Source organism: Aquimarina sp. MMG015 (genome assembly GCF_018100855.1).
GTDB lineage: Bacteria > Bacteroidota > Bacteroidia > Flavobacteriales > Flavobacteriaceae > Aquimarina > Aquimarina latercula.
In genome coordinates this window covers 229,661-241,328 of sequence record NZ_JAGJEB010000002.1, presented here as the reverse complement: position 1 = coordinate 241,328, position 11,668 = coordinate 229,661, and the positions used below count along the sequence as shown (strand labels likewise).

General features: G+C 30.4%; 13 protein-coding genes. 7 read left to right on the top strand and 6 right to left on the bottom strand.

Going from position 1 to position 11,668, the window contains the following annotated elements; genetic code table 11:
* Positions 1-57 precede the first annotated feature (57 nt).
* Genes J8L88_RS04395 through J8L88_RS04385 form a run of 3 tightly spaced genes read right to left on the bottom strand, consistent with a single transcriptional unit; the run spans position 58 to position 2,986 of the window.
* A complete protein-coding gene (locus tag J8L88_RS04395; RefSeq protein WP_027391547.1) occupies positions 58-303 on the bottom strand; it encodes a hypothetical protein in 246 nt (81 codons plus the stop codon).
* A gap of 21 nt (positions 304-324) precedes the next feature.
* Positions 325-1,887, bottom strand: coding sequence for a YdiU family protein (locus tag J8L88_RS04390; protein ID WP_211060057.1), 1,563 nt, complete (start codon positions 1,885-1,887; stop codon positions 325-327).
* Positions 1,888-1,936: 49 nt separating this feature from the next.
* Positions 1,937-2,986: a DUF3667 domain-containing protein gene (locus J8L88_RS04385; protein WP_211060056.1), complete on the bottom strand. Its 1,050-nt coding sequence runs from the start codon at positions 2,984-2,986 to the stop codon at positions 1,937-1,939.
* A gap of 203 nt (positions 2,987-3,189) precedes the next feature.
* Here J8L88_RS04385 and J8L88_RS04380 point away from each other — a divergent pair, with 203 nt between their 5' ends.
* Positions 3,190-4,755, top strand: a complete 1,566-nt coding sequence (locus tag J8L88_RS04380) for a M28 family metallopeptidase (RefSeq protein ID WP_211060055.1) — start codon at positions 3,190-3,192, stop codon at positions 4,753-4,755.
* 75 nt (positions 4,756-4,830) lie between these two features.
* Here the strand turns inward: J8L88_RS04380 and J8L88_RS04375 are convergent, their stop codons facing one another.
* From J8L88_RS04375 to J8L88_RS04365, 3 genes are read right to left on the bottom strand one after another with little or no spacing between them, the layout of a single operon-like run.
* Positions 4,831-5,745 carry a DUF5777 family beta-barrel protein gene (locus tag J8L88_RS04375; RefSeq protein WP_211060054.1) on the bottom strand — a complete coding sequence of 305 codons (915 nt, stop codon included), beginning with the start codon at positions 5,743-5,745 and terminating at the stop codon, positions 4,831-4,833.
* Entirely contained in the window at positions 5,735-6,283 is a 549-nt protein-coding gene (locus J8L88_RS04370) for a YceI family protein (protein WP_027391552.1), read from the bottom strand. Before J8L88_RS04370 ends, J8L88_RS04375 begins: the two co-directional genes overlap by 11 nt.
* Before the next feature lie 4 nt (positions 6,284-6,287).
* Positions 6,288-6,713 (bottom strand): hypothetical protein, encoded by a 426-nt coding sequence (locus tag J8L88_RS04365; protein ID WP_211060053.1) that lies wholly within the window; start codon positions 6,711-6,713, stop codon positions 6,288-6,290.
* A 252-nt stretch (positions 6,714-6,965) separates the two neighbouring features.
* Here J8L88_RS04365 and J8L88_RS04360 point away from each other — a divergent pair, with 252 nt between their 5' ends.
* From J8L88_RS04360 to J8L88_RS04335, 6 genes are all read left to right on the top strand, one after another.
* Positions 6,966-8,096: a LytTR family DNA-binding domain-containing protein gene (locus J8L88_RS04360; protein ID WP_211060052.1), complete on the top strand. Its 1,131-nt coding sequence runs from the start codon at positions 6,966-6,968 to the stop codon at positions 8,094-8,096.
* Between the two features lie 346 nt (positions 8,097-8,442).
* On the top strand, positions 8,443-9,291 hold the full coding sequence (locus tag J8L88_RS04355; protein WP_211060051.1) for a hypothetical protein: 849 nt from the start codon (positions 8,443-8,445) through the stop codon (positions 9,289-9,291).
* Between the two features lie 105 nt (positions 9,292-9,396).
* Positions 9,397-9,744 (top strand): cytochrome c, encoded by a 348-nt coding sequence (locus tag J8L88_RS04350; RefSeq protein WP_027391556.1) that lies wholly within the window; start codon positions 9,397-9,399, stop codon positions 9,742-9,744.
* A 10-nt stretch (positions 9,745-9,754) separates the two neighbouring features.
* Positions 9,755-10,183 (top strand): hypothetical protein, encoded by a 429-nt coding sequence (locus J8L88_RS04345; protein ID WP_027391557.1) that lies wholly within the window; start codon positions 9,755-9,757, stop codon positions 10,181-10,183.
* Between the two features lie 19 nt (positions 10,184-10,202).
* Positions 10,203-10,748, top strand: coding sequence for a YceI family protein (locus tag J8L88_RS04340; protein WP_211060050.1), 546 nt, complete (start codon positions 10,203-10,205; stop codon positions 10,746-10,748).
* Position 10,749: 1 nt separating this feature from the next.
* Positions 10,750-11,664: a DUF5777 family beta-barrel protein gene (locus J8L88_RS04335; protein ID WP_211060049.1), complete on the top strand. Its 915-nt coding sequence runs from the start codon at positions 10,750-10,752 to the stop codon at positions 11,662-11,664.
* Positions 11,665-11,668: the final 4 nt, after the last annotated feature.

Genomic DNA, 11,668 nt, shown 5'->3' with positions numbered 1-11,668 from the left:
AATAAGCTTAATAATATAAGTTATTTAAAATCAATTATTTAAATTTTAAAAAAATCATTAAACTAAAGATACATTATTCAAAAAATTAATAACCTTTTGTTTTGGCATTTCGCAAGGTTTTAATAATTCGGAAGTAGAAGTGATGTAATAATTTAAACTTATGAAATCATTTCCTTGTAGTTCTTTTGCATATATTTTAAAAGACTTTCCGTTATTAAAAACTTCTTTGGTTATGCTATACTTAACATTGTTATAAATCCCTTCGGAATATCCTTCTTTAATATTATTTATTACATCTAACATAAATTTCACTAATATTTATTATTAGGAACTACAAGATAGCATAGAACAACCTACCTTATCTCTTGCCCAATCGGGACGTTTAGCAAACCATTTATCGTATTCAGGTTGTTCACTATAGGGTTTTTTAAGCATTTTATACAATTCATCGATTAACATATAATCACCTTTATCAGCGTCGTCTATAGCTAACTGAGCCATATAATTACGTAATACATACTTAGGATTAATAGTATCCATTTTTTCTTTGCGTTGCTCATCACTTAAAACCTCTACATTCAATCTATTATCATACATTAAAAACCAATCATTCCAACGTTGTAGAACATCCTCCTTTACATCACTAAGTGTATAAAATGCTTCCGAAACTATTTGCATCCATTGATTATAACTTCCTTTTTTATAAGTACTTAAATTTCTAAAAAAAATAGTCATATCAGTTTCTACAACCTGAAGTAATTCTTCTAATTGTTCTATAATATGCTGATCTTCGGATTGCTTAGTAAACAATCCTATTTTAGATGTCATCATATCGATATATTCATTCTTATAAGAATTTTGATAAGCGTCCAAAATATTTTCTAATGGATCTGCTTCTTCAATTAACGGGAACAACGCATTCGCTAATTGATAAAGATTCCATAGAACAATTTCTGGTTGTGTACCATATCTATAACGTTTAAACTGACTATCTGTAGTATTAGGAGTCCATCCATGATCATATACTTCTAACCATCCATAAGGTCCATAATCTATTGTTGCACCAAGAATAGACATATTATCAGTATTCATAACTCCATGAACAAAACCTACTCGCTGCCAATCTATAACCATCTTCAAACTTTTTTCACTAACTAATTTAAAGAATGAAATATAGGCCTCCTTACCTGTGTTTGTTATCTCGGGATAAAAGTATTTGATGGTATAATCTGTTAATAATTTCAACGTTGTATGATCTCCATGAGCGGCTAATACTTCAAAATTACCAAACCGAATGAAAGAAGGTGCAACTCTCGATACAACTGCTCCTTTTTCATATGCTGCATTACCATTATATAATATATCCCTTAATACTTGATCACCGGTAATAGCCAAAGACAAAGCTCTAGTTGTAGGAACTCTTAAATGATACATGGCCTCACTACATAAATATTCGCGTATCGAAGAACGAAGAACTGCTAAACCATCAGCATTACGAGAATAAGGCGTCTCTCCTGCTCCTTTTAATTGAACTGCCCAACGCTTGGAATTATGTACAACTTCCAATAAGTTAATAGCACGTCCATCTCCCAATTGTCCAGCCCAGTTTCCGAATTGATGACCTCCATAATGCATTGCATAAGGTTTTGTGTTTTTCATCACCTTATTACCGGTCATTATCTGTAAAAACTCTTCGGATTTAACATCATCTTGACTTAAGCCTAAATCTTGTATTACTTCATCAGAAACATGCAAAATTGTTGGATTACTTGTTTTTCTTGGAGTAACATAAGAGAAGCAAGCATTTCTAACCTGTCTACGAGAGTTTTCAAGTATCGGGTCCGAAGGCAATTCTTCAGAAAATGTATTATTTATATTCAATTTCATCATTACTTCTTTTAAAATTTACTTCTTCGTTAACAAGAAAATTTAATCTTTAATATAAAAATATAGACACCAAAATAATACCCGTAAAAGCTAGCGGTACAATAATCATCATATACACATAACTTACTACAAAACCTTTAAAAACGGCTCCTATCCAACTACCTTTATAAAAGTTCCTAAACGCTAGAATCAAATAAATAATGAAAGATAAAAAGAATAAAACTTGTACCCATATAGGGATATCTACAAGTAAATTAACAAAAATCAGAAAACAAAATGATGTAAAAACAAATGTGAAAAAATAAAAACTAAATACCATATGATGTGCAAAGGTTCCTTTTGTCCAAAAGAATATTTTTAACAAAAAAGCGAATAGTGGTAGCATTAAGAACATTGTAATAGGAATCGTATCATAAAAAGTTTTTAATATTCCTCCACCCTGTTGCTCATAAAACTTCAATATTTGAGTAAAAAATTTTTTAGTAATTGCTCCATCATTTTCATCAACCCCCATAATCTTGAGTTTCTCACTTTGGGGAGCACCAATAGTTATCAATGAATCTAACTGTTGGCGTTTAAAATTAAACGAGAGCTTTGGATTTTTTTGTTCCGCAGAAATCACAGAATCTATAATTTTAATATCCTCACTTGCTATATTAGCAAGTGCAGCGTTTTCAGTTATTGCTTTTTTAGCAATTTCGATACCAATTGAATCTTTTTTAAAATCTAAAGAATCTAACTTGATATCTTTACTAAATTCTTTCTTGAACTTTTTATTAAGGGTATTATCGGCTTTCCTTACAGTAAATGAAAAAATGAAAAAGAATACAACTGATATAAATAAATAAAATTGAGCGGGATGCAGGTATGAAAGGCGTTTCCCATCTACAAAACGTCTTGCCAGTATACCAGGCTTAGTCATTAATGGGACGAAACTTTTAAAGAAACGAGCATCTACCGCAAAATAATTCCCAATAGTATTACTAAATAAAACTCCAAAAGTCAATTTATCAGCTGCCTCTTGCCCACAATATGGACAATAATCAAACGACTCATCAAAGGATTGTTCACAATTTTTACATTGGTTGGTAGTAGACATTTTTTAATCATTTAATTAAATGTATAAAACGAAATTACAAATATAATTTGATCTATCTATACTAACATCTATCCACTTAATCTAGAATTAAAACGCCATAAACGATTTGATCAATTCTATTTTTTCAGCCACTTAATAAAATCATATATAAATTCTTGTATTTTTGGCTCAATCAAAAAAAAAATTAATATTCACACATCTTTATGAAAAAAGTATTTTCTGTTTTGGCTATTACAGCTCTTATTGCAGCTTGTGGTACTACCAAAACAACAACAACAAAATCGGCAGAGACAAAAAAAGTTCTTAATGATCCGGTAACATATGCCAATACAATTACCTCCGAAGATTTAAAAACTGCATTATATACATATGCATCGGATGAGTTTCAAGGAAGGGAAACTGGTAAGCCTGGTCAAAAAATGGCTATTAACTTCCTAAAAGAGCACTATATAAAGTATGGTGTCCCTGCTGCTAAAAGCGATGGTAACTATTTTCAGGAAGTACCTCTTGAAGTTGCAGGTAACCCTGAAATCAAGCTAACTGTTAACGACAAGTCATTTACATACATCGAAGATTTTATATCTTTAAGTGCAGGAAAGACAGATAAAATTTCTATCAATGAAATTGTTTACGTTGGATTTGGAATCGATGATGAAAAGTATTCTAGTTATTCTGATGTTGATGTTAAAGATAAAATTGTTCTGATTAAATCAGGAGAACCTAAAAACGAAGATGGAACTTTTATGGTTACTGGAACATCAGAAGCGTCTAAATGGTCTAATATTAGACAACAGTTTGCCGCTAAACGTACCGCGGCAATAGATCAAGGAGCTAAAGCTATTTTATTTTATTTCCCAGAAGTGTATCAGTTAGCAGTTGCACAATTTGCTAACTCCTCGGGTAGAATGTCACTCGCTGGCAATGAAGAAGATCCTTACTTTTTACTTCTCAATGAAGATTTAGCAAAATCAGTTCTTAGCGATATTGCTACTAATGATACATCTAGTATCATTAAAACAAAAATCTCTATGGATTACAAAAATGTTTCTGAGAAGATAACTTCAGAAAATGTAGCTGCATTTATCAAAGGATCCGAGAAACCTGATGAGGTTATAGTAATATCTGCACATTTAGATCACGAAGGAGTAAAAGACGGAAAAGTATACAATGGTGCTGACGATGATGGATCAGGAACCGTTGCGGTGGTAGAAATTGCAGAAGCTTTTTCCAAAGCTGTAAAAGATGGTAATGGTCCGAAAAGGTCAATCTTATTTCTAAACGTTACTGGAGAAGAAAAAGGTCTTTTGGGATCTCGCTATTACACTGATAAAGATCCAATTTTTCCATTAGAAAACACAGTTGCAGATTTAAACATCGATATGATCGGTCGAATAGATCCAAAACGTAAAAGTGAAAATAGAAATTATGTATATTTAATAGGAAGTGATAAGCTAAGTACGGAACTTCATAATATTTCTGAAGAAGTAAATACAAAATATACAAATGTAGAATTGGATTACACTTATAATGATGAGAACGACCCTAATCGTTTCTATTACAGATCTGATCATTATAATTTTGCAAAAAATAACATCCCAGTAATATTTTATTTTAATGGTACTCATGATGATTATCACCAACCAAGTGACACCCCTGATAAAATTGAATATGATTTACTAGAAAACAGAACTAGACTAGTTTTTCATACAGCATGGGAATTGGCGAACCGAGAGAATAGAATTATTGCAGATAAAGCCGAAAAGAAATAACAAAAGGTATTTCCGCAGTAATAAAAAAGAGGCTTAACAAATTGTGTTGAGTCTCTTTTTTTATGTATTATAATGTTAAGGTTGTTTTTGCTTTAGATGCAGTGCAAAAGTCGCCGTAAAACCAAAAGTAAAATTACCATCCTGTAAATTAAAATTATTAGGCGTCTGTGTTATAAATACATCTTCTACAGTACTCCAAGCATTAGTCATGTGAAATTGTAGCATTAAATCACTTAACTCCCAGTTTACTCCTAGCGCAAAGGCTCCATAAGTGTCTACAGATTTTATAGGATTTGCAACATAATAATACTCGGATACAATAGATACATGACCACCTACTTTATATCGCCCTCCAATACCAATAGCGAAATGATTATTAGGATCTTCATCTGATAAAGAAGAACCTCTATGAATAAATGTTGGAGAAATCTGTGCAGAAAATTGAGGAGTAAATTTACGAGCTATTAACACTTGAGTAGTAAAAGCTAAACGATCGCTAAAAGATGTATCCTCGAAACCACCATAAATTGCAGACCTACCCTCACTCTCACTTCTATATGAGGCATTTTGAAAAAGAGTAACACTAACAAATGAGTTTTTAGATTTTTTACGTTGACGTAATAAATTATATTTCAAAAAACCATCATACACATCTTCTAAAGTGGTCCAACCTATTCCTGTACTCAATCTATTAGAAATCCCATATTCTAGAGCAATTCTTGCACTCCATTTATCAGCTATAAAACTCTGCCCTTGATAATTAGGTATATTCCAATACCTATTCATTGCCATAACTTGCAATACACCTTCTTTCCTATTCTCTATAGAATGGCCTATCGCAATTCTTGTAGATTTAAAAGTAGCAATTTCATACTGAGGAATATCTGGATATTCTTTTTCTAAAGTTTCCAATAAATCCTGAGCGTTTATAGAAATACCAAATCCAATTAGCATAACTATGAATAAAAGAAAAAACTTATTATTTCTCATATGGTTGATATTCAAATCTAAATTTAATTGATATAACTTCTGCGATATTGGGTCTAAGAATAGGTGGAATTTTAATTTCAAAATCCTTCACAACTACTTCAAAATCTCCTGTTATGACATGTTTCCCATCGATATTTTCAATACTGGTTTTAATCTCAACCTCTTTAGCTATATCCCGTATCGTAAGTGTTCCTTTTACAAATTTGGTCTGAACACCTTCTAATAGTGGATCGAAATCCAATATTTGTCCTTTAAAAGTAGCTTTAGGGTATAAGTCCGATTCAATATAACTTTCATTAAAATGTTCGTGCATTAATGACTTTTTAAATACAAATGCATTCATAAGCATACTAATCGCGATTTCATTTTTTGAAAGGTCTATTATACTTAAAACTTGATTATTTTTAGCCTCTATATTTTCTACAGAAGTGTATGAAAAAAATGAAACTTGCCCCTGCCGTGTGATAATCTGATCTGATTTAATATCAGAAGATCCAATGTTGGTAACAAGAAAAAGTAAAACAATAACTTTATTCATTGGTTTATTGGTTAATAAGCATACAATTTAATAAAATAACATCTTTTAGAAAGCCTTTACAAATCCCTTTTAATTCTATTTTTTGACCTTTTTTAAGACTTTTTACTATCCTCAATTGATCAGACTGCATATCACATAAAACACTAGAATTTTTATTCTCACCTTCTAAAATAATAGTATTCCTATTATTTAAAAAAGTAACTTCTTTTACAACTCCAACTACTTCTACAATTTTATTCTTATAAATTAAATTAGCGTCATTTTCATTATTTATAAACGATGCCGTTAATTTTTGGGAATCCGTACTTATTTCTGTAGATGCATTATTGATATCAATATGTGATGTATTATAGTACTCAATATAAAAGTATGCCCCTGCTATTAATAGAAGACTAAGAAGAAATATCGTTATTTTATTTTTTCTGTTCATTAATTAAAAGCTGGTTTTCATTTATTTATTATTAGAGTTAATTACGAGTGCAAATAAAGAAGAATTAATATACTCCAGAAAAAAAATAATGATAAAGATGAAAAATATGTATTAAAAAGGAAAAAAAGAGATTGAAATGAATTATTATTGTTCGTTGTTTTTAAATACGATAGTAAGAAAGTATGTTATTTTCGTTTTTAAAAAATTCTAAGCATTTTGTAGCTTTTAATTATCTTAAATAGATATTAATCAATGAGAAAAGATCGATTATATTTTTTGACTTTTATTTCTATATCAGTTATATTTCTAATTATCGCATCATTTGGCGTAAAATACTTTATTAAAGTAAGTGCTAATCAGCTCATCGAAATCCAGTTAGAATCCAGCAAAAGAGAAGCTAACGAGATTTCTAGATTATCACATTATCAAATATCGGGAGGTATTGATAAACAAATTGTAATCGAAAATATTCAAAATACAATTGCAAATACACATAACGAAGCTTCTTTTATTTCTGTATTTGATTGGTCAGGAAAAGAAGTATGTCATCCGGACAGAACCAAAGTTGGTCAGAAAGTAAACTCTGATCAATCTCTTATTAAATCGCTAAGTGAAGAAGATAGTTCTGATAAACTTTATGATCTATTACTTAATCAAAGAAAAGAAACTGACAGCTTGCCCTCTATCGATAGAATCTCAGAAATTGTATATATAGCGCCAGTAAAAGATTCTGATCTTATTGTTGCAGCACACGTTAATTTAAACAAGGTTAGTGGTCAAATTAGAAAATTGAAAACAAGTTTTTATACAATTTTCGCGCTAATGGGAGGATTAATTATTTTATCTTCTTTTATGGCCGTTCGAATAATCGGAAGTTATTATGAAAAACAATTAGAGCAGAAAAACACAGACCTAGAAAGTGAATTACTGAATCTGTCGAAGTTAAACACTGATCTTATTGCTTATCAACAAAAAGTAGTTGAAAACACAGAAGAGGAATCAATAGACTCAAACATAGAATCTAATACTGAAAACACAAAAGAATCAAGTAAAAAGAGAATTCTTACTTACATTAGAAATGAGTTGATTCCTGTTCCCATAAATAACATATCGTACATTTATACAGAAAACACAATAACATATATTGTGTGTTTTAACGGTAAAAAATCTACAAGTAATGATAGTTTAGATGACATGCTAATGAATCTGGATACCTCATTGTTCTTTAGAGCAAATCGTCAATTTATTATAAGTATTACCGCAATTGCAAAAATTATAAAATACGGAAACAGTCAGCTTAAAATTTTGATAAAAGATGCAGATGTGGAAATAATTATTAGCAAAAATAAGGCTGCTGAATTTAGACAATGGTTAAATATCTAAGCGATATTTCTTAAAAAATAAATAAACAATTTCTTCTTTTTCCAATACTACCTATCGCCTAACTTTAACTTGTTTTTTACCGATTAAAGTCTATTGCGTTTCAATGTAATTTAGGTAGACAACAGGTAAACATAGTATGATTCTAAGATCATTTTTTTCATTGTTTAGGATCTAGCTACCACTACTAATGATATAAGTTTAAATAAACATATAGAAAAAAAAGGCTTGAATATTTCAAGTCTTTTTTTTCCTTTTTAACGCTACTTTTTCCTTCTCACATATATTTGTTTGATTCTACCTCCTTCATTGCCGGTTATTTGCATCATAAATCATAAATAATCTAAAAATGAAAAATTCAATTTTCTTATTATTCGCTTTCATATCATTATTAACAAGTTGTAGTAGTGATGACAATGATACTATTATCGAACCAGATCCCACTCCTGATACAAACGCTGTAAGATTGGTTGCAGATCCTGAATTCGGAAATATCCTTACGGATGCAAACGGAATGTCTCTTTATTTCTTTTCTAGAGATACTAAAACGCAATCAGAATGCAATAACGACTGTAAAACGGCTTGGCCAATATTTTATCAAGCAGATTTAACATTAGATGATGGCTTGGATGCTGCTGATTTTGGAGTAATCACAAGAACGGATGGTGATAAACAAAACACTTATAAAGGATGGCCTTTATATTATTTCTTTAATGATAACGCAGCCGGTGATACTAACGGAGATAAAGTGGGTAACAATTGGTATATCGCAAAACCTGATTACTCTTTAATGTATGCAGAAGCTCAATTGATTGGTAGAGATAGTGACGGAAATGATCAAAATTTCACAAGTGAATATGTTGCTGGAGACGAGCTTACATTTTACATGACTAGTAGCACTGGTAGAACAATCTATGCTTTTGTTAATGACACTAAAGACGATAACAATTATACAGCACAGGATTTTTCTAATGATCCAATTTGGCCAATTTTTCATATAGATATCGACAAACTTCCAAGTATTTTAGATGCTAATGACTTTGGTACTATCGATGTATTTGGCAGATCACAACTAACCTATAAAGGAAGACCACTTTACTATTTCGGACAAGACATTGAAAGAGGAGATAACTACGGGATTAGCGTTCCATCTCCAGGTATATGGCCAGTAGTTAGTACAGATACCACAGCATTATAAAAACTTAATCTTAATGTCGTCATATAAATATTTAAGTAGTTAGTTGGTTATAAGAGGGAGATAAGACTTCTTGCTTTCTTCCTCTTATTTTAAATTTTTAAAAAAATGAATGATCTGTTAAAAATCAAAAAAATACTAATAATTACATTAAGTATCACCTTTCTTTCTTGCGAAAGAAATGTAGAAGAAGAATCTGGTATTATCTCAGAAGAATTATGCGATCCGGCTATATCTTTTTCAACTGATATTAAATCAATTATTGAAAATAACTGCGTTAGGTGTCATGGAGGAAACCAAGCTCCCGATTTAAGAACTTATGAAAACATAAGTAACAACTCAGAACGAGTTAGAACGCAAGTAGTAAATAGGACAATGCCATTAGGAGGTTCTTTAAGCAATGATCAGATAGAATTGATCCGTTGTTGGATAGAAAATGGAGCTCTAAATAATTAAACCTAATATTATGAATAGTAAAACAAAAAGCATTCTTAGCATATCCATGTTACTACTGATTCTAACAGGGATATTTATTTATAATAAAATATATAATAAACCTTTCGTCAATATATCAGAATCTGTACCAAATATATCGATAGAATCTAATGAATTAATAGATAGCTTTTCTAACAATGAAAATGAAGCAAATGCTAAATACTTAGAACAAATTATTCAAGTTCAAGGTTCTATTACAGAAATAACTTCTGGAAAAAACGGAAATAGCATCATTACATTAGGTAATGAGAATACTATAGGCAATGTAACCTGTTACATCACTTCCGAAGAAAGCTTAAAAACAAACAATCTAAACATAGGTCAGCATATCAATATTAAAGGCATCTGCACAGGATACTTAATGGATGTAGTATTGGTTAAATGCGTGATTATTGAATAAACCATAAACTTAAAAAGAAATGAAATCTCTATATATATCATTATTCACAATATTACTTTCCACTGTATCCTTTGGACAGGGGAAATTTTTAACAAAACAAGGATATACTTCTTTCTTTTCTGCCACACCAATAGAAGATATAAAAGCAGAAAACAATCAGGTATTAAGTATTATAGATACATCAACAGGTACAATAGCAATATCTATTTTGATGAAATCATTTATGTTCGAAAAATCGTTGATGCAAGAACATTTTAATGAAAACTATGTAGAGTCTGACAAATATCCTAAGGCAATATTTAAAGGCCAAATTTTGGATTTTAATACACTAACTAAAAATGAACAAACTGTATCAATTGTTGGTGATATTACTATCCATGGAGTAACAAAAAAAATTGAAACTAAAGGTATAATTAGCAAAAACAAAGAAAATATATTCTTAAAAGGAAACTTCCCAATAAAGGTGGCTGATTTCGAAATCGAAATACCATCCGTAGTAACTAATAATATAGCAGAAAGTATAAAAATAACATTTGAATTAGATCACAAACCTTATAAAAAATAATATGAAGAATTTTTTAATTGTTTTTGCACTTTGGGCTATGAGTTCTAGTTCATATGCACAAGATCTACTGGATATTTTAGAAGATGAGACTCCACAAACAAAAAACTATACTACTTCTACCTTTAAAGGAACTAGGATTCTAAATGGACACTCCGTAGAGAATAGAAATAAAGGAACATTAGAATTTGTAATATCACACCGTTTTGGACGAGTTAATCTTGGAATTGATGAATTATATGGATTGGATCAATCTAATATCCGTTTTGCTTTTGAATATGGATTGTCTGATAATATAATGTTAGGAGTAGGTCGAAGTAGTTTTGACAAAACATATGATGGCTTTATTAAATACAAATTCTTAAAGCAAAGTACTGGTAAAGGATCATTCCCATTTACAGCATCACTTTTCTCAAGCATTGCTTATAGAACATTAAAGGATTTTGACCCAGAAAATGAGCCTACTTTTAGTCAAAAATTATCCTATGTTTCACAAATACTAATTGCCAGAAAATTTAGTCCTGCATTTTCATTACAAATTACCCCAACTTATATTCATAGAAATTCTGTGAAAATTAATGATGATCCACACGATATTTTTGCTGTCGGTATAGGTAGTAGATTAAAGCTAACTAAAAGAATATCTATAAACGGAGAATACTTTTATACTGCTAATCCGTTAGAGTCTATCGACGCAACAAACTCTTTAGCGTTTGGGGTAGATATAGAAACAGGAGGACACGTATTTCAAATAATTCTATCCAATTCTATTACTATGATAGAAAAAAGCTTCATCACAGAATCTACAGATAATTTCTTTGAAGGAGATATACATCTTGGTTTCAATATATCTAGAGCTTTTCAGGTAGGAAACAAGAAAAAACGAAAACTTAACAAAATGAAGAATTCTGGAATATAATATC